Raw genomic sequence first — 18,894 nt, forward strand, 5'->3', positions numbered from 1 at the left:
GCTTTAATAATTTAGCTCCTTTTTTTATGCTGTCATTTGAATATCATTTTTATTTTCATAATTTGCAAGACTTCAAACCATATAATAATGACTGAAATTACCAGACTTTTTGATTTCCCGTATCACCAGTTGGAAACTTATAACTTAGATAAAGCTCTAACATCAAAATACGATGGTGAGTGGAAATCCATTTCAACTCAAGAATATATTAATCAAGCAAATGCCATTAGTCGTGGCCTACTCCGTTTAGGAATAAAGCCTAACGATAAAATAGCAGTCATTTCTACCACTAATAGAACAGAATGGAATGTGTTAGATATTGGTATTTTACAAATAGGAGCGCAAAACGTGCCTATTTATCCTACTATTTCTAAAGAAGATTACGAGTATATTCTGAATCATTCCGAGGCTACCTACTGTTTTGTATCGGATGCTAGTATCCTAGAAAAACTAAATCTAATTAAAGGAGAAACAAAATTAAAAGATGTATACACTTTTGATGATGTTGCAAATGAAAAAAATTGGAAAGAAGTTTTAGAATTAGGTAAAGATACTAGCAACCAAAATGAAGTGGACGAACGTAAATTGGCTGTAACTTCAGACGATTTAGCAACCCTAATTTACACTTCTGGAACTACTGGAAAACCAAAAGGAGTAATGTTAAGCCACAACAATATAGTATCGAATGTTTTAAGTAGTAAGTTAAGAGTTCCGTTTGATTATGGCCAAACTAAAGCTTTAAGTTTTCTTCCTGTTTGCCATGTTTTTGAACGTATGATTCTCTATTTATACCAATATTGTGGTGTAGAAATTTATTTTGCCGAATCCATTGAAAAAATGAGCGACAACTTAAAAGAAGTCAAACCAAATGTAATGACCGCCGTTCCACGTTTGTACGAAAAAGTTTTCGATAAAATTGTTGCAAAAGGAAGCGAACTTTCAGGAATTAAAAAAACGCTTTTCTTTTGGGCTGTAGAATTAGGCTTAAAGTACGAACCATACGGTGCAAACGGTTGGTGGTATGAAACTCAACTTAAATTAGCAAGAAAACTTATTTTTAGTAAATGGAAAGAAGGTTTAGGTGGAAACTTAGACTTAATGGTTTCAGGAAGCGCTGCCTTACAACCAAGACTTACAAGAGTTTTTGCTGCAGCCGAGCTACCGATTATGGAAGGTTATGGTTTAACCGAAACCTCTCCCGTAATCTCAGTAAACGATCAGAGAGACGGAGGATTTAAAATTGGAACTGTAGGAAAAATTTTAGACGGTGTAGATGTTAAAATAGCTGAAGATGGAGAAATATTGGTAAAAGGTCCAAACATTATGAAAGGCTATTTTAAAGATCTGGAAAAAACGGCCGAAGTAATGACTGATGATTATTTTCACACAGGAGATATTGGAGAAATTGACAAAGATGGTTTCTTAAAAATAACCGATAGAAAAAAGGAAATGTTTAAAACCTCTGGTGGAAAATATGTAGCTCCTGCCCTTCTGGAAAATGAGCTAAAACAATCACGTTTTATAGAACAGATTATGGTTATTGGCGAAGGCGAAAAAATGCCTGCTGCATTAATTCAAGTTAATTATGATTTTGTAGATGAATGGGCTAAGAGACGTGATCTTACTTTCAAATCGAAAGCAGACATAGCTTCTAATCAAATTTTAAGAGATAGAATTCAAGAAGAAGTAAACGAAGCTAATGAAAAATTCGGTCACTGGGAACAAATTAAAAAGTTTGAAATTACACCAGATGAATGGACCATTGATGCTGGACACCTAACTCCAACCATGAAAATGAAAAGAAAGGTCATTAAAGAAATATATAAAGACCTGATAGAAAAAATTTATCGGCCTTAAAAACACAAACTCCTTAATTTACTAAGGAGTTTTTTTTTACCCTTTCCTTAAATATTTTTTTTTAATTTATTATGCATGCATAACATTTTTTTATTATCTTTGAGTTTACAAGAGTAATAATGAAAGAAAAAACTATCGATTACGTTCTAAGAACCACTTGGTTAGCAGTTCAAAAAATGTATAACGAAGAAGCAGCTAAATTTGAAACCACAATGGCAATCGGCTTTACACTATTAAGTATCGATCCTGAAGGAGGAACACCTTCAACCTCTTTAGGACCTAAAATGGGAGTGGAAGCTACTAGCCTGTCTAGAATTCTAAAAACCTTAGAGACTCGTGGTTTAATAGAAAGAAAACCAAATCCAGAAGATGGACGAGGTGTACTAATTTACCTCACCGATTTTGGGAAAGAAAAAAGAGAATATTCTAAAGACCGAGTTTTAAAATTTAATGAAGCTATAAGAAAAAATGTTCCTTTAGATAAATTAATGACATTTTATGAAGTAGCAGATACCATAAACGATTTAATTTCAAATAAGAAAATCTACACCAACGAAATAAACACCAAAAAATATTAATAGATAAATCATTTAGAATAAAATGAGTAAAAGACGTATAAAAAAAATAGCAATTATTGGTTCCGGAATTATGGGAAGTGGTATTGCATGTCATTTCGCCAATATTGGCGTAGATGTGCTATTACTAGATATAGTACCTAGAGAACTTAACGACGCAGAAAAAGCTAAAGGATTAACTTTAGAAAACAAAGCTGTTAGAAATAGAATTGTAAACGATTCTTTAACAGCTTCTTTAAAATCTAAACCATCTCCTATTTACCATCCATCATTTGCTAACCGAATCACTACTGGAAATCTGGAAGATGATATCGCTAAAGTAAAAGATGTTGATTGGATTATGGAAGTTGTTGTTGAACGTTTAGACATTAAACAACAAGTTTTTGAAAAGTTAGAAAAGTACAGAACTCCTGGAACTTTAATTACTTCAAACACGTCTGGTATTCCTATTAAGTTTATGAGCGAAGGTCGCAGTGAAGATTTCCAGAAACATTTCTGTGGAACACACTTCTTCAACCCTGCTCGTTACTTAAAATTATTCGAAATTATTCCTGGACCAAAAACGGATCAAGCTGTTTTAGATTTCTTAAATGAATATGGTGAGAAATTCTTAGGAAAAACTTCGGTGGTTGCTAAAGATACACCTGCGTTTATTGGAAACAGAATTGGAATTTTCAGTATTCAAAGTTTATTCCACGCTGTTAAGGATTTAGATTTAACTATTGAAGAAGTAGATAAATTATCTGGTCCAGTAATTGGTCGTCCAAAATCGGCAACCTTCCGTACCGTTGATGTTGTAGGTTTAGATACTTTAGTTCACGTGGCTAACGGAATTAGAGAAAACTGTCCTAAAGATGAACGTTTAGAGTTATTTGAATTGCCAGACTTCATCAAAACTATGGTGGACAATAAATGGCTAGGTAGTAAAACAGGACAAGGCTTTTACAAAAAAGTAAGAAAAGATGATGGATCTTCAGAGATTCTTTCTCTCGATTTAAATACTTTAGAATACCGTTCAGCTAAAAAAGCAAAATTTCAGACTTTAGAATTAACTAAAACAGTTGATAAAGTTATCGATCGTTTTAAAATTCTTGTTAAAGGAAAAGATAAAGCAGGTGAATTCTACAGAAAGAGTTTCGCTGCATTATTCGCTTATGTTTCAAATCGTATTCCTGAAATTACGGATGACCTATACAAAATCGATGATGCTATGAAAGCTGGATTTGGTTGGGAACATGGTCCTTTCCAAATTTGGGATGCTATTGGTGTTGAAAAAGGAATTGAAATGATGAAAGCTGAAGGTTTAGAGCCTAATGCTTGGGTAAACGACATGTTAGCATCTGGAAACACTTCTTTCTACACTGTTAAAGATGGAGCGACTTACGCCTATGATATTCCTAAGAAATCTCAAGAGAAGATTCCTGGACAAGATAGTTTTATCATCTTAGATAATATTAGAAAAACTTCTGAAGTCTTTAAAAATTCAGGTGTTGTTGTTGAAGATTTAGGCGACGGCATTTTAAATGTTGAATTCCAATCTAAAATGAACACTATTGGTGGAGACGTTCTAGCAGGTTTAAATAAAGCGATTGATATAGCTGAAAAGGATTTCGCAGGATTGGTTGTTGGTAACCAAGGACCAAACTTCTCGGTTGGAGCTAACATTGGAATGATTTTCATGATGGCTGCAGAACAAGAGTATGACGAGCTAAACATGGCTATCAAATACTTCCAAGATACAATGATGCGTATGCGCTACTCTGCTATTCCAACTATTGCAGCGCCTCACGGCATGTCTCTTGGTGGTGGATGTGAATTATCTATGCACGCCGATAAAGTAGTTGCAGCAGCAGAAACTTATATCGGATTGGTTGAGTTTGGTGTTGGTGTGATTCCTGGTGGTGGAGGTTCTAAAGAAATGGCTTTAAGAGCATCAGATACTTTCAGAAAAGGAGATGTACAATTAAATACACTTCAAGAATATTTCTTAACAATTGGAATGGCAAAAGTAGCAACTTCGGCTTATGAAGCTTTCGACTTAGGCATTCTTCAAAAAGGAAAAGACGTTGTCGTTGTAAATAAAGACCGTCAAATAGCAGTTGCAAAACAACACGCTATGTTAATGGCTGATATGGGTTATACACAACCTGTAAGACGTACAGATGTTAAAGTTCTTGGTAAGCAAGCTTTAGGAATGTTCTTAGTAGGAACAGACTCTATGGAAGACTCTAACTACATCAGCGAACACGATAAAAAAATAGCTAATAAACTAGCTTATGTAATGGCTGGTGGTGATTTATCAGAGCCTACTTTAGTTAGCGAGCAATACTTATTAGACCTAGAGCGTGAAGCGTTCCTATCTCTATGTACTGAGCGTAAGACTTTGGAAAGAATTCAACACATGTTAACTAAAGGGAAACCACTTCGCAACTAGTTGCGAATAGTAATAAGGAATTAGAAATTAGGGATTAGAAAATCACTAAATACTAATTACTAACAACTAAATACTAAATACAAATGAAACAAGCATATATAGTAAAAGCATACAGAACCGCAGTTGGTAAAGCACCAAAAGGCGTGTTCCGTTTTAAGAGAACCGACGAATTAGCTGCTGAAACCATTCAGTATATGATGAAGGAGCTCCCAAATTTAGACAAAAAGCGTATTGACGATGTTATCGTTGGTAACGCAATGCCAGAAGGTGCACAAGGCTTAAACATGGCACGTTTTATTTCCTTAATTGGATTAGACAGTGTTGATGTTCCTGGTGTAACTGTGAACCGTTTTTGTGCTTCAGGTATTGAAACTATCGGAATTGCCACTGCAAAAATTCAAGCAGGAATGGCCGATTGTATCATTGCTGGTGGGGCAGAAAGCATGAGTGCTGTACCAATGACAGGTTTTAAACCAGAATTAAATTACGAAACCGTAAAAGCTGGTCACGAAGATTATTATTGGGGAATGGGTAATACCGCTGAAGCTGTGGCTAAGCAATTCAACGTATCACGAGAAGATCAAGATGAATTCGCTTATAACTCACATGTAAAAGCATTGAGAGCACAAGCTGAAAATCGTTTTCAAGATCAGATTGTTCCTATTGAAGTTGAGCAAACTTATATTGATGAGAACGGTAAAAAAGCCACTAAAAAATATACCGTAACTAAAGACGAAGGTCCTCGTGCAGGAACAAGTGTAGAGGTTTTAGGAAAACTACGTCCTGTATTCGCTGCCAATGGTAGTGTTACAGCTGGTAACTCATCACAAATGAGTGATGGTGCTGCATTCGTAATGATTATGAGTGAAGAGATGGTAAAAGAATTAAATCTAGAACCAATCGCTCGTTTAGTTAATTATGCTGCTGCAGGTGTTGAGCCTCGTATTATGGGAATTGGACCAGTAAAAGCTATTCCAAAGGCATTAAAACAAGCAGGTTTAAAACAATCTGACTTAGAGTTAATTGAATTGAACGAAGCATTCGCTTCTCAATCTTTAGCGGTAATTAGAGAGTTAAACTTAAATCCAGACATCATAAACGTAAACGGTGGAGCTATTGCTTTAGGTCACCCACTTGGATGTACAGGATCAAAACTTTCAGTACAGTTATTCGATGAAATGAGAAAAAGAAATATGGTAGGTAAATATGGAGCTGTAACTATGTGTGTAGGAACTGGTCAAGGTGCTTGTGGTATTTTTGAATTCTTAAAATAGAAAATAGACTTAATAACATAATAAACAAATACAAACAGTCTAGAATCTAGTTTCTAACTGTCTAGAACTTTAAAGAATATGGAAACAAAAGAAAAAGATTTACTAAGAGGAGGTCAATTTTTAGTAAAAGAAACTAAATGTGAGGATGTATTTACTCCTGAAGATTTTTCAGAAGAGCAAACTATGATGAAAGAATCGGTAAAGGAATTTAACGATCGTGAAATCATTCCTCATAAAGCACGTTTTGAAGCGAAAGATTATGCTTTAACAGAAGAAGTAATGCGTAAAGCTGGTGACATGGGCTTCTTAAGTGTTGCTGTACCTGAAGCCTATGGCGGAATGGGAATGGGATTTGTTTCTACAGTACTAACTTGTGATTATATTTCATCTGGAACAGGTTCTTTTAGTACTGCTTTTGGTGCACATACAGGAATTGGAACTATGCCAATCACCCTTTATGGAACAGAAGAACAAAAACAAAAATACGTGCCTAAGTTAGCTTCAGGTGAATGGTTTGGTGCTTACTGTTTAACAGAACCAGGCGCTGGATCTGATGCCAACTCTGGTAAAACGACTGCTACTCTATCAGCAGATGGAAAAAGCTATAAAATTAACGGACAAAAAATGTGGATCTCAAATGCAGGTTTCTGTAGCTTGATGATCGTATTTGCTCGTATTGAAGACGATAAAAACATTACTGGATTTATTGTTGAATATGATAAAGACAATCCGAACGGAATTACATTAGGTGAAGAAGAACATAAATTAGGTATTCGTGCAAGTTCTACACGTCAAGTCTTCTTTAACGACACAGTTGTTCCTGCAGAAAATATGTTAGCTGGTCGTGGCGAAGGATTCAAAATCGCTATGAATGCTCTTAACGTTGGACGTATCAAATTAGCAGCAGCTTGTTTAGATTCTCAAAGAAGAATTTTAACTACAGCTGTACAATATGCTAACGAGCGTAAACAATTTAACACTCCAATTGCCGACTTTGGTGCAATTAAGAAGAAGTTAGCTGAAATGGCTGCAAGTGCTTACGCTGGAGAATCGGCAACATATAGAGCTGCTAAAAACATTGAAGACAGAATTGCATTGCGTCAAGCTGCTGGAAATTCTCATCAAGAAGCAGAACTTAAAGGTGTTGAAGAATATGCTATTGAATGTTCTATTTTAAAAGTAGCTGTTTCTGAAGATGTTCAAAATGCAGCTGATGAAGGTATCCAAATTTTTGGTGGAATGGGGTTCTCAGAAGAAACTCCGATGGAAGCTGCTTGGAGAGACGCTAGAATTGCACGTATTTACGAAGGAACAAACGAAATAAACCGTATGCTTTCAGTAGGAATGCTTGTTAAAAAAGCAATGAAAGGACACGTAGATTTATTAGGCCCTGCTCAAAAAGTTCAAGAAGAACTTATGGGAATTCCTTCTTTTGATACACCTGACTACTCTGAATTATTTTCAGAAGAAAAAGAAATGGTTGCCAAATTGAAAAAAGTATTCTTAATGGTTGCTGGAGCTGCAGTTCAAAAATTTGGACCAGATTTAGAAAAACATCAACAATTACTAATTGCTGCATCAGATATATTAATTGAAATTTATATGGCTGAATCTGCAATTCTTAGAGCAGAGAAAAATGCGAAGCGTTTTGGCGAAGAATCACAAGCTATACAAATTGCAATGGCTAAATTATACTTATACAATGCAGTTTCAATAGTTGAGAAAAACGGAAAAGAAAGTATTATCTCTTTTGCTGAAGGCGATGAACAACGTATGTTACTTATGGGACTAAAGCGTTTTGTGAAATATGCAAACTACCCAGATATTGTAGATTTACGTCTTGCTATTGCTGAAAAAGTAAAAGCAGAAAATAAATATTGTTTTTAAATTAAGTTTGGTTAGAAGTAAGAAAGTCGGTTCAGAAATGAACCGGCTTTTTTTTTTAATTCTATAAACTTGAAAGCAAACTATCTTATAATTTAATTAACACTGTAAACGGGACATTCCATCAGAATTGAACATTATTTTCAGTAATTTTACCCAAAATAATATTAGATGAGAATTTTAGCCTTAGCAACCTGTTTTATTTTAGGAATTCAACTTCAATCATACTCACAAGGGTTATTTCAAGAAAAACCAGACTTCACGCATCAAGACACTTTAAGAGGAAGTATTACTCCAGAACGTGAGTGGTGGGATTTAACTTATTATCATTTAGACGTAAAAATAAATCCAGAGAAGAAATCTATTTCAGGCAAAAATACTATTCAATATAAAGTTTTACAACCTTATACGGTAATGCAAGTAGATTTGCAAGAACCGTTAAAAATAACTAAAGTCATTCAAAATGAACAAGAACTAGAAGTAAAACGAGATGGAAATGCACATTTTATCACTTTAGTAGATGAACAAAAAAAAGGCACAATACAGTCAGTTGATGTTTATTATGAAGGTATTCCACAGGAGGCGAAGCGTGCACCTTGGGATGGAGGTTTTACTTGGGCTGAAGACAAAAACGGTATTCCATTTATAGCTACGTCCTGCCAAGGTTTAGGAGCTAGTGTTTGGTGGCCAAACAAAGATCATATGTATGATGAAGTGGATAGCATGCTAATAAGCGTAAACGTTCCTAAAAACCTAACTAATGTTTCAAATGGTCGTTTAAGAAGTACTGAAAGACAAGATGATGACACCGTTACAACCACTTGGTTTGTTAGCAACCCAATAAACAACTATGGGGTAAATGTCAACTTGGGAGACTACGTTCACTTCTCCGAAGTATATGAAGGTGAAAATGGACCTTTAGATATGGATTACTACGTACAACGTAATAATTTAATTAGAGCTAAAAACCACTTTAAAGAAGCACCACGAATGATGAAAGCATTTGAACATTGGTTTGGCCCTTATCCTTTTTACGAAGATGGTTTTAAACTTGTAGAAGTACCTTATTTAGGTATGGAGCATCAAAGTTCGGTTACCTATGGAAACCAATTTAAAAATGGATATTTAGGAAGAGATATTTCTGGGTCTGGTTGGGGGTTAAAATTCGACTTTATTATCATTCACGAAGCTGCACACGAGTGGTTTGCTAATAATATTACATATAAAGACATAGCTGACATGTGGATTCATGAAGGCTTCACCTCTTATGCAGAAAATTTATTTGTAGATTTTTATTACGGAAAAGAAGCTGCTTCGGAATATGTAATTGGTGTCAGAAAAAATATTAAAAACGACAGTCCGATTATTGGCCCTTACAATGTTAATAAAGAAGGATCTGGAGATATGTATAACAAAGGTGCAAACATGTTACACACCTTAAGGCAGTTAATTGATAATGATGAAAAATGGCGTGGTATATTACGTGGTTTAAATAAAACATTCTATCACCAAACGGTTACAACAGAGCAAATTGAAAACTACCTCACCGAACAATCTGGAATAGATTTAACCTCATTTTTTAATCAATATTTAAGAGATTTTAGAATTCCTCTTCTTGAATATTCTGTTGAAGAAAATGTATTAAAATACAGATGGACAAATGTTGTTGAGGATTTCAAAATGCCCCTTAAAATTATAATTGAAGGGAAAGAACAGTGGATCTACCCAACAACTGAATGGAAAACAGTAGCTATTGAAAAAGGAGAATTAAAAATAGACTCAAATTTTTATGTGGAAAGTAAATTGCTAGAAGAATAACAGCTTATTCTATCCTCTTTAAACCTTCTAAATCGTTAATTTTTATCTTCTTTCCTGAAGTAGTAATTAATTTCTCTTTTTTAAATTGAGATAAGACTCTAATGGCAGATTCTGTTGCTGTTCCAACTACACTAGCATAATCTTCTCTAGAAAGAATAACATTTAAAAAACCATCTTTATCCTCACCAAAGCTACTTTGTACATACATAAGTGCTTCGGCTAAACGTTGTTTTACCGATTTTTGAGCCATATTAACAATAACGTTGTCAGCTTGTTTTAAATCGTGAGCCATTTGCTTTAGTAAGTCCAATGAGAAATTTGAGTTATTCTTTAAGTTTAAGAAAATTTCATCCTTTGGAATAAAGCACACCTCCATATTACTTAAAGCTACGGCACTTAAATTTACAGTTTCATTAACTATGAGAGAGCGTTGACCGAGTAAATCTCCTTTAACTACCAATTTTACAATTTGGTCTTTTCCGTTAGCACTTAATTTAGTGAGTTTACAAACACCGTCTTTCACACAATAAACACCGTGCAAAGATTCTCCTTCTTCAAAAATAGTTTCACCTTTTTTTATAAATTTAGATGTTTTACATCCAGAGATACCTAATAATTCTTCTTTAGATAATGATTTTAAAGAATTAAACTGCCTAACTATACACTGATCACACTTCCTCATACCTAATTATTATCTTTGGTAAATTTAACCAAAACATGACAAATATCATATCTATATTCTTAGTATCTTTTCAACTTTGCATGGGGTTTAAAGAGTATATTATTTATGATAAAGAATGATTTATGTTTCCACTGTGGCGATTCCTGTGGCACAAATACAATTACCTTTAAAGAAAAGTCTTTCTGTTGTAATGGTTGCAAAACTGTTTTCGAAATTTTCTCTGAAAACGATTTAACGTGTTACTACGATTTACAAGATTCACCTGGAGCCATTCCAAAGGAAATCCAAGGAAAATACGACTTCTTAGACCAGCAAAACATTATAGATAAATTACTTGAATTTAGCGATGGTAACACCCAGGTTGTAACTCTATACATTCCACATATACACTGCAGTTCCTGTATTTGGATTCTAGAAAACCTCAACAAATTAAATCCAGGCATCTCATCATCGCAAGTTAATTTTGGAAAGAAAAACGTTCGAATAAGCTTTAATTCAAGCCTTTGCTCCCTAAAAGATGTTGTACTGTTAGTTAGCTCCATTGGTTATGAACCTTATATTAGTTTAGAGGATTTTAAAGCAGGAAAAGACAACGTGAATAGATCTTTAATCTATAAACTTGGAGTTGCCGGCTTTGCTTTTGGCAATGTTATGTTTTTGTCATTTCCAGAATATTTTGATGTTGGAGAGTTTTGGCTAGAACGATACAAACATGTATTCCGTTGGGTAATGTTTTCTTTTTCAGTGCCTGTTATATTTTATTCGGCACAAGATTATTTTATTTCAGCTTATAAAGGACTTCGTTCTAGAATCTTAAATATTGATGTCCCAATTGCCTTAGGAGCTGCCGTTTTATTTATTAGAAGTACCATTGAAATCATATTCGACTATGGTTCTGGGTTCTTCGATAGTTTAACAGGATTGATATTTTTCTTGTTGTTAGGAAGATTTTTTCAACAGAAAACCTATTCATTTTTATCTTTTGAACGCGATTATAAGTCGTATTTCCCAATTGCCGTCACTAAAATTTCACCAGAAGGAAAAGAAACACCCATTCAAGTTTACGATATAAAAAAAGGAGATAGGCTTTTAATTAGGAATGAAGAACTTATTCCTGTAGACGGTATTTTAATAAATGGAAATGCATCCATAGACTACAGCTTTGTTACAGGCGAATCTGAAACCGTATCAAAGCAATCTGGCGATAAACTTTTTGCAGGTGGAAAACAAACTTCTGGAATGATAGAAATGGAAGTGTTAAAATCTGTAGAACAAAGTTATTTAACCCAACTTTGGAGTAACGACGTGTTTAATAAAAATAAACAGGATGGGTTTACAACCTTAACAAACACCATTAGTAAAAGGTTTACTATTGCCGTTTTAAGTATTGCCTTTATTGCTACGGCATATTGGTTGGCAGTTGATTCCTCTAAAGCTATAAACGTATTTACAGCTGTTTTAATTATTGCCTGTCCGTGTGCAATTGCTCTCTCCGCTCCTTTTACTTTAGGAAATATGTTGCGTATTTATGGTAGATTAAAGTTTTACGTAAAAAACGCCTCTGTAGTAGAACAATTAGCCGAAATAGATACCATAATATTTGATAAAACTGGAACTATTACCACAAATCAGAAAAGCCATGCCACGTATGAAGGTGATACTTTATCTACTTCTGAAGAAAAGCTATTGAAAAACACTCTACGTGGTTCGAATCATCCATTAAGCAGATCGTTATATAATCTTTTAGATGAACATGATATCATATCATTAAATTATTTTGAAGAACATGTTGGAAAAGGGATTGAAGCCTCTCATAATGACAACAATATTAAAGTTGGGTCCGCAGTTTTCGTTGGAAAAACCACAGACACTAATGTTTTAACAACTTCAGTACACATTAGTAGTAACAACGTTTATAAAGGAAAATTTACTTTTCATAATAATTACAGAAAAGGCTTGTCTAAACTTTTTAACAACTTAAAAAAACATTATGATTTGGCCATTTTATCTGGAGATAACGAAGGTGAACAAGAAAATCTAAAAAAATTACTACCTTCAAAAACTAAGCTTATTTTCAATCAGAAGCCAGACGACAAGTTGGAGTATATTAAATATCATCAATCCGAAGGAGCAAAAGTATTAATGATAGGCGACGGTCTTAATGATGCGGGTGCACTTGCACAAAGTGATGTAGGAATTTCAGTTTCAGAAAACGTAAATGTGTTCTCCCCTGCTTGTGATGCTATTTTAGATGCATCAAAATTCGATCAATTATATAAGTACATTCAAGCTTCAAAGGGAGCTATTAAAATAATTAAGTGGAGTTTTGCTTTATCCTTTTTCTATAATGTAATTGGATTATACTTTGCGGTTACCGGACAGTTAGCACCAGTAATTGCTGCTATTTTAATGCCATTAAGTTCTATTAGTATTGTGGTATTTACTACGGTTTCAACTAACTTATTGGGTCGAAGATTAGAATGATTAAAAATAAACAAATATGATAAAAATCATATTTTAAAATAGGTTACAAAAGTAATTTTGAACCACAATTTTATATAAAAATGAGCGCTATTTACATATTATTGAGTATCAGTATTTTAGTGGCAGTTTTCTTTTTTATAATCTTTATTCTGGCAGTCAGAAGTGGGCAATTCGACGATAGCTATACACCTTCGGTACGAATGCTTTTTGAAGATGAATTAGTGAAAGAACAATCACAATCAACAAATAAAAAAACCAAAAAAGACTAATTAAACTATTATGGAAGTACAACAATTTTATTACGATAACAAAATCGTTAGAAATTTCCTCTACGCAACCATATTTTGGGGAGTTGTTGGAATGTTAGTGGGGTTACTACTAGCATTTATGTTTTTATTCCCAAATTTAACCGACGGAATTTCATGGTTAAGTTTTGGTCGTTTAAGACCATTACACACTAATGCTGTTATTTTTGCCTTTGTAGGAAACGCTATATTTGCGGGAGTCTATTACTCCTCACAACGTTTACTTAAAGCTAGAATGTATAGCGACCTTTTAAGTAAAATAAACTTTTGGGGTTGGCAACTTATTATTGTGGCAGCAGCCATTACACTTCCATTGGGTTATACCTCATCTAAAGAATATGCTGAATTAGAATGGCCTATTGATATTGCAATTGCCGTAGTTTGGATTGCTTTTGGTATTAACCTAATTGGTACTATGATAAAAAGAAGACAACGCCACTTATATGTAGCCCTTTGGTTTTACCTGGCTACATTTGTAACGGTAGCAGTTCTTCATATATTTAATAGTTTAGAACTTCCTGTTAGTGCTTTTAAAAGTTACTCAGTATATGCTGGAGTTCAAGATGCCCTTGTACAATGGTGGTACGGACATAACGCGGTTGCATTCTTCTTAACCACCCCGTTTTTAGGGCTTATGTACTACTTTGTACCTAAAGCCGCTAACAGACCTGTATATTCATATAGATTATCTATTATTCACTTCTGGTCTTTAATCTTTATATACATCTGGGCAGGACCACATCACTTATTATATTCAGCATTACCAGAATGGGCTCAAAACTTAGGTGTTGCTTTCTCTGTTATGTTATTAATGCCTTCATGGGGAGGAATGATCAACGGATTATTAACCCTTCGTGGAGCTTGGGATAAAGTACGTACAGACCCGGTTTTAAAATTTATGGTTGTAGCGATTACCGGATACGGAATGGCCACTTTTGAAGGTCCGATGTTGTCACTTAAAAACGTAAACGCTATTGGTCACTTTACAGACTGGATTATTGCCCACGTACACGTTGGAGCATTAGCCTGGAACGGATTCCTTGCTTTTGGTATGATTTATTGGTTAGCACCAAGATTGGTTAAATCAAAATTATATTCTATTAGCTTAGCAAACCTCCATTTCTGGATTGGTACCTTAGGTATTATCATGTATGCTTTACCACTTTACGTAGCTGGATTTACTCAAGCAAGTATGTGGAAACAATTTAACCCAGATGGCACTTTAGTATACGGTAACTTTTTAGAAACTGTTACTGAAATTATGCCAATGTACTGGATGAGGGCTATCGGTGGTACTTTATATATAACAGGAATGTTAGTATTGGTTTATAACGTTTTTATGACAATTAAAAATGGTGCTGCAGTTACTGATGAACTAGCAGAAGCCCCTGCATTACAAAACGTTTCTAAAAGACGAATTGCGGGTGAAGGATGGCATACTTGGTTAGAACGTAAACCAATTAAACTTACAATTTTCGCAACTATTGCTATCTTAATTGGTGGTATTGTTCAAATTGTACCAACTATCATGGTAAAATCCAACATTCCAACAATTAGTAACGTAAAACCTTATACTCCGTTAGAATTAGAGGGAAGGGACATCTATATTCGTGAAGGTTGTGTTGGTTGCCATTCTCAACAAGTTCGTCCGTTTAGAAGTGAGGTAGAACGTTATGGTGAATACTCTAAAGCAGGAGAGTATGTGTATGACCATCCATTCCTATGGGGAAGTAAACGTACGGGACCAGATTTACATCGTATTGGAGGAAAGTATTCAGATAACTGGCATTTAAATCACATGTACGATCCACAAAGTACTTCTTCTGGTTCTATTATGCCGGCATACCAATGGTTAATCAAGAATGAATTGGATAAGTCGGATACGGAAACCAAGATGAAAGTTATGGTTAAATTAGGAGTTCCTTATTCTGAAGAAGAAATAGCCAACGCCCAACAACACATGCTGGAACAAGGAACTCAAATTGAGAAAAACTTGTATTCTGATCCAGATTTTGCTGAATCATATGAATCCGACAAAAAAGCTGGAGGGGAGGATTTCGTAGAAATGCGTAATCGTGAAATTGTAGCACTAATAGCTTATTTACAACGACTAGGAACTGATATTAAAGTACAAGATTTAGAGGAAACAACAAGCACCTTAAACTAAAACATCATGTTAAAATTTGCAAAAAATTATATGGATAGTATAGAGGGTATTGAAATTTTTCCCATCATATCCTTACTGATATTTTTCACCTTCTTTGTAGGCTTATTTTGGTGGGTTATTACTGCTAAAAAAGACTATATCAAAGAAGTAAGCGACATGCCATTAGATAACCAAAAAGACCAAACATTATGAGACAATCAATCCCATCATGGGTAAGGGTACCCGTTATTTTCTTTACAGTTTTTGCATTAGTAGAGTACTTTGTTAATTCAGGAAAACAACCTGCGTTTATAGAGTATCCAGTTGTACTCCTGTTTTTGGCCTTTATTTTATTTGTGTTAGTTGCTATAGAAGCTATTATAAGTTCTTTGGAGAATATACTATATCAAAGTTTAGATGAAGAAGCAAAAGCAAGATACGACGCTAAAAAATCAACACCCTCTAAGTGGGCGGAAAAAATTAAGGTACTTTACAAAAAATCTCTTGGTTCTAAACCTATAGAAAAAGAGCATGAAATTGTTTTAGACCATAATTACGACGGAATTAGAGAATTAGATAACGACCTTCCGCCATGGTGGTTATATGGTTTCTACGCTTCCATAGTTTTTGCCGCCATTTATTTAATAAAGTATGAAGTTTTCGATGGAGAAAACCAATACGATGAATTGAAAACAGAATACGCCCAAGCCCAAATAGCTATTGAAGAGTATAAAAAAACCGCTAAAAACTTAGTAGATTTCAATACTGTTGAAGTTTTAACCAGTGCAGCAGACTTAAGTAATGGTAAAGCAATATACGAGACCAACTGTGTTGCTTGTCATCAATCAGATGGTGGCGGAGGAATTGGACCAAACCTTACTGATGAATATTGGATTTTAGGAGGCGGAATTAAGAATGTATTTAAAACAATTTCGGAAGGTGGTAGAAACGGAAAAGGTATGATTGCCTGGAAACAAAGTTTAAAACCATTAGAAATTGCTCAAGTGGCAAGTTATGTACTACAACTCCAAGGTAACACCCCTGAAAAACCAAAAGAGGCAGAAGGTGAAATCTGGAAAGAAGAATAAAAGTAAATAAAAACTCAATATTTGAATCAAGAATTAAGACCACATCTTCCATCCAAATGTCTTAATTCTTGATTCTTTAAAAATAAACCATGGAAACCCCAGAAAACGAAACATTTAGAGACTCCATTGGCACAGTAACTGAAGATGGAAAACGTGCTTGGGTTTACCCTAAACAACCAAGTGGCAGGTTTTATGAATATCGTAAAGTAGTTAGTTACGTTCTATTACTATTTTTAATTGCTGCTCCATTTATAAAAATTAATGGAAATCAGTTTTTATTATTTAATATTTTAGAAAGGCGCTTTAACATATTCGGACTCCCGTTTTGGCCTCAAGATTTTCATCTCTTTGTAATTTCCATGATAATTGGGGTTATTTTCATTGCCCTATTTACAGTGAGTTTTGGTAGAATATTCTGTGGTTGGATCTGTCCTCAAACTATATTTATGGAAATGGTTTTCCGTAGAATAGAATATTGGATAGATGGAGATAGAAATAAACAACGCCGTTTAGACAACCAACCATGGAATGCTGAAAAAATAAGAAAACGCAGTTTAAAATGGTTCATTTTTATCATCATTTCATTTCTTATTGCCAATGTGTTTTTAGCCTATTTGATAGGAAGCGATAAATTAATTCAATATATAAAAGAAGGTCCATTAGAGCATACTGGTACGCTATTTCCATTAATTATTTTTACCGCTATATTCTATTTCGTTTTTGCCTGGTTTAGAGAACAAGTATGTATTATAGCTTGTCCTTACGGAAGATTACAAGGGGTTCTTTTAGATAACAAATCTATAGTTGTAGCCTACGACCATAAACGAGGTGAAGGGGAAAATGGTAGAAAAAAATTCAGAAAAGGAGAAGATCGAGAAGCTTTAGGCCATGGAGACTGTATAGACTGTATGCAATGTGTTCATGTTTGTCCTACGGGAATAGATATTAGAAACGGAACGCAATTAGAATGTGTTAACTGCACTGCTTGTATAGATGAGTGCGACCATATTATGGAAAGCATCAACCTTCCCAAAGGTTTGATTAGATATGCAAGTGAAGATGAAATTGAAAAGAAAGAAAAGTTTAAAATAACTGCAAGAATGAAAGGCTATATAGCTGTTCTTGTTATTTTAACAGGGGCTCTTTTGGGTATGCTGTCGTTAAGAAACGATGTCGAAGCACGTATTTTAAGGTTACCAGGACAATTATACGAACATAAGGAAGGAGACATAATTAGTAATGTATTTACTTACAAACTAATTAATAAAACCACTAAATCTGTAGACAATATTACCTTCAAACTTAAAAAATATAAAGGTGAAATTAAATTAGTTTCAAATTCTGACACTTTTAATGTTCCTGAACAAGGAATGGCAGAAGGAACTTTATTTATTGAAATAAATAAAAAAGAACTAGAAGGAGATAAAAACAAGCTTACTATTGAAGTTTATAGTGGAGACAAATTGGTTGAAACAACAACGGTTAGGTTTTTAGCACCAAGAAGTTATTATTAAAATCAGAACAACTGATTTTAAAATTGAAAAACATTAACTAAACAATATTCCTGCACATACAGGAACTTAGATATGAAAATAAATTGGGGAACAGGTCTTGTAATTGCCATGTTATGCTTTATTAGCTTTATTATGTATTTTATAATAAAAGTAAATACAGATAGTACTTACGATCATGATTTAGTTATCGAAGAATATTACAAAGCTGAATTAAAATTTCAAGGAGAACTTAACAGAGAGAAAAAATCTAGAGAACTAGCTGAAGATATTTCTTGGAAAAAAACAGAAGAAGGTCTGTTAATCAGCTTTCCAGATAACTTAAATACAGAAGAAATTACTGGAAGTGTATTTTTATACAGAACATCCAATAAAAAATTTGATTTTGAAATGCCTATTTCTATTTCAAACAATATTATGCTTATTCCTTCCGATCGCCTACTAGAAGGCAGATGGAACCTAAAAGTAGATTGGAAATATAAAAATGGCGAATATTTATATAAAAAGGAAATTATGTACTAATACCTACCTAAGGTAATAAAATAACTCATTTTCAAAACTCAACTTACATTATGCTTTGGTCTGCCCTTGCATTAGGATTATTAGGTAGCTTCCACTGTGTTGGTATGTGTGGACCTATTGCCTTTATGTTACCTGTGGACAGAAGCCATTCGGTAAAAAAAATAGCACAAATATCCACCTATCATTTTGGACGATTACTGGCTTACAGCATTATAGGACTTGTATTTGGTCTTGTTGGGAAAGGTCTATATCTATTTGGAATCCAGCAGCAACTATCTATCGCAATTGGAGTTTTAATGATTGTAGTTATTCTA

The 18,894-nt window shown here is 34.1% G+C and carries 15 protein-coding genes; 14 read left to right on the forward strand and 1 reads right to left on the reverse strand.

Annotation, left to right across the window (positions count from 1 at the left end):
- Window positions 1-87 precede the first annotated feature (87 nt).
- The 6 genes from VKY41_RS02330 (at window position 88) to VKY41_RS02355 (ending at window position 9,842) form a co-directional block, all read left to right on the forward strand.
- Complete coding sequence (locus tag VKY41_RS02330) at window positions 88-1,857, forward strand: AMP-dependent synthetase/ligase (RefSeq protein ID WP_500812825.1); 1,770 nt, start codon at window positions 88-90, stop codon at window positions 1,855-1,857.
- A gap of 119 nt (window positions 1,858-1,976) precedes the next feature.
- Entirely contained in the window at window positions 1,977-2,435 is a 459-nt protein-coding gene (locus VKY41_RS02335; protein ID WP_500812826.1) for a MarR family winged helix-turn-helix transcriptional regulator, read from the forward strand.
- A 22-nt stretch (window positions 2,436-2,457) separates the two neighbouring features.
- Window positions 2,458-4,866, forward strand: coding sequence for a 3-hydroxyacyl-CoA dehydrogenase/enoyl-CoA hydratase family protein (locus VKY41_RS02340; protein ID WP_500812827.1), 2,409 nt, complete (start codon window positions 2,458-2,460; stop codon window positions 4,864-4,866).
- 83 nt (window positions 4,867-4,949) lie between these two features.
- Window positions 4,950-6,140 carry an acetyl-CoA C-acyltransferase gene (locus VKY41_RS02345; protein WP_500812828.1) on the forward strand — a complete coding sequence of 397 codons (1,191 nt, stop codon included), beginning with the start codon at window positions 4,950-4,952 and terminating at the stop codon, window positions 6,138-6,140.
- A 78-nt stretch (window positions 6,141-6,218) separates the two neighbouring features.
- A complete protein-coding gene (locus VKY41_RS02350) occupies window positions 6,219-8,027 on the forward strand; it encodes an acyl-CoA dehydrogenase FadE (RefSeq protein WP_500812829.1) in 1,809 nt (602 codons plus the stop codon).
- Between the two features lie 168 nt (window positions 8,028-8,195).
- The gene (locus tag VKY41_RS02355; RefSeq protein ID WP_500812830.1) at window positions 8,196-9,842 is read left to right on the forward strand and encodes a M1 family metallopeptidase; all 1,647 of its coding nucleotides are present in this window, start codon (window positions 8,196-8,198) and stop codon (window positions 9,840-9,842) included.
- Window positions 9,843-9,846: 4 nt separating this feature from the next.
- Here VKY41_RS02355 and VKY41_RS02360 read toward each other — a convergent pair whose 3' ends face one another.
- Entirely contained in the window at window positions 9,847-10,524 is a 678-nt protein-coding gene (locus VKY41_RS02360; RefSeq protein ID WP_500812831.1) for a Crp/Fnr family transcriptional regulator, read from the reverse strand.
- 105 nt (window positions 10,525-10,629) lie between these two features.
- On the opposite strand from VKY41_RS02360, the gene VKY41_RS02365 reads away from it, so the two are divergent.
- The 8 genes from VKY41_RS02365 to VKY41_RS02400 all read left to right on the forward strand — a co-directional run.
- Window positions 10,630-13,008 carry a heavy metal translocating P-type ATPase gene (locus tag VKY41_RS02365; RefSeq protein ID WP_500812832.1) on the forward strand — a complete coding sequence of 793 codons (2,379 nt, stop codon included), beginning with the start codon at window positions 10,630-10,632 and terminating at the stop codon, window positions 13,006-13,008.
- A gap of 80 nt (window positions 13,009-13,088) precedes the next feature.
- Entirely contained in the window at window positions 13,089-13,277 is a 189-nt protein-coding gene (gene ccoS / locus VKY41_RS02370) for a cbb3-type cytochrome oxidase assembly protein CcoS (protein WP_500812833.1), read from the forward strand.
- A 10-nt stretch (window positions 13,278-13,287) separates the two neighbouring features.
- Window positions 13,288-15,480, forward strand: a complete 2,193-nt coding sequence (gene ccoN, locus VKY41_RS02375) for a cytochrome-c oxidase, cbb3-type subunit I (protein ID WP_500812834.1) — start codon at window positions 13,288-13,290, stop codon at window positions 15,478-15,480.
- Between the two features lie 6 nt (window positions 15,481-15,486).
- Window positions 15,487-15,672 (forward strand): CcoQ/FixQ family Cbb3-type cytochrome c oxidase assembly chaperone, encoded by a 186-nt coding sequence (locus VKY41_RS02380; protein WP_500812835.1) that lies wholly within the window; start codon window positions 15,487-15,489, stop codon window positions 15,670-15,672.
- Window positions 15,669-16,547 carry a cbb3-type cytochrome c oxidase N-terminal domain-containing protein gene (locus tag VKY41_RS02385; RefSeq protein WP_500812836.1) on the forward strand — a complete coding sequence of 293 codons (879 nt, stop codon included), beginning with the start codon at window positions 15,669-15,671 and terminating at the stop codon, window positions 16,545-16,547. Before VKY41_RS02380 ends, VKY41_RS02385 begins: the two co-directional genes overlap by 4 nt.
- A gap of 89 nt (window positions 16,548-16,636) precedes the next feature.
- A complete protein-coding gene (gene ccoG, locus VKY41_RS02390; RefSeq protein ID WP_500812837.1) occupies window positions 16,637-18,061 on the forward strand; it encodes a cytochrome c oxidase accessory protein CcoG in 1,425 nt (474 codons plus the stop codon).
- Window positions 18,062-18,133: 72 nt separating this feature from the next.
- Entirely contained in the window at window positions 18,134-18,580 is a 447-nt protein-coding gene (locus VKY41_RS02395; protein ID WP_500812838.1) for a FixH family protein, read from the forward strand.
- 50 nt (window positions 18,581-18,630) lie between these two features.
- On the forward strand, window positions 18,631-18,894 hold a 264-nt coding region (locus VKY41_RS02400; RefSeq protein ID WP_500812839.1), incomplete at its 3' end, for a sulfite exporter TauE/SafE family protein.

Source organism: Xanthomarina sp., from assembly GCF_035306605.1.
In the GTDB taxonomy this organism is placed as follows: domain Bacteria; phylum Bacteroidota; class Bacteroidia; order Flavobacteriales; family Flavobacteriaceae; genus Xanthomarina.

Bases quoted from the DNA above. Each gene is read 5' to 3' on its own strand.
- VKY41_RS02365 (WP_500812832.1), top strand. From the start codon at position 10,630: ATGATAAAGAATGATTTATGTTTCCACTGTGGCGATTCCTGTGGCACA.
- VKY41_RS02350 (WP_500812829.1), top strand. From the start codon at position 6,219: ATGGAAACAAAAGAAAAAGATTTACTAAGAGGAGGTCAATTTTTAGTA.
- VKY41_RS02380 (WP_500812835.1), top strand. From the start codon at position 15,487: ATGTTAAAATTTGCAAAAAATTATATGGATAGTATAGAGGGTATTGAA.
- VKY41_RS02345 (WP_500812828.1), top strand. From the start codon at position 4,950: ATGAAACAAGCATATATAGTAAAAGCATACAGAACCGCAGTTGGTAAA.
- VKY41_RS02360 (WP_500812831.1), bottom strand. From the start codon at position 10,524: ATGAGGAAGTGTGATCAGTGTATAGTTAGGCAGTTTAATTCTTTAAAA.
- VKY41_RS02355 (WP_500812830.1), top strand. From the start codon at position 8,196: ATGAGAATTTTAGCCTTAGCAACCTGTTTTATTTTAGGAATTCAACTT.
- VKY41_RS02335 (WP_500812826.1), top strand. From the start codon at position 1,977: ATGAAAGAAAAAACTATCGATTACGTTCTAAGAACCACTTGGTTAGCA.
- VKY41_RS02340 (WP_500812827.1), top strand. From the start codon at position 2,458: ATGAGTAAAAGACGTATAAAAAAAATAGCAATTATTGGTTCCGGAATT.
- ccoG (WP_500812837.1), top strand. From the start codon at position 16,637: ATGGAAACCCCAGAAAACGAAACATTTAGAGACTCCATTGGCACAGTA.
- VKY41_RS02385 (WP_500812836.1), top strand. From the start codon at position 15,669: ATGAGACAATCAATCCCATCATGGGTAAGGGTACCCGTTATTTTCTTT.
- VKY41_RS02395 (WP_500812838.1), top strand. From the start codon at position 18,134: ATGAAAATAAATTGGGGAACAGGTCTTGTAATTGCCATGTTATGCTTT.
- ccoS (WP_500812833.1), top strand. From the start codon at position 13,089: ATGAGCGCTATTTACATATTATTGAGTATCAGTATTTTAGTGGCAGTT.
- VKY41_RS02330 (WP_500812825.1), top strand. From the start codon at position 88: ATGACTGAAATTACCAGACTTTTTGATTTCCCGTATCACCAGTTGGAA.
- ccoN (WP_500812834.1), top strand. From the start codon at position 13,288: ATGGAAGTACAACAATTTTATTACGATAACAAAATCGTTAGAAATTTC.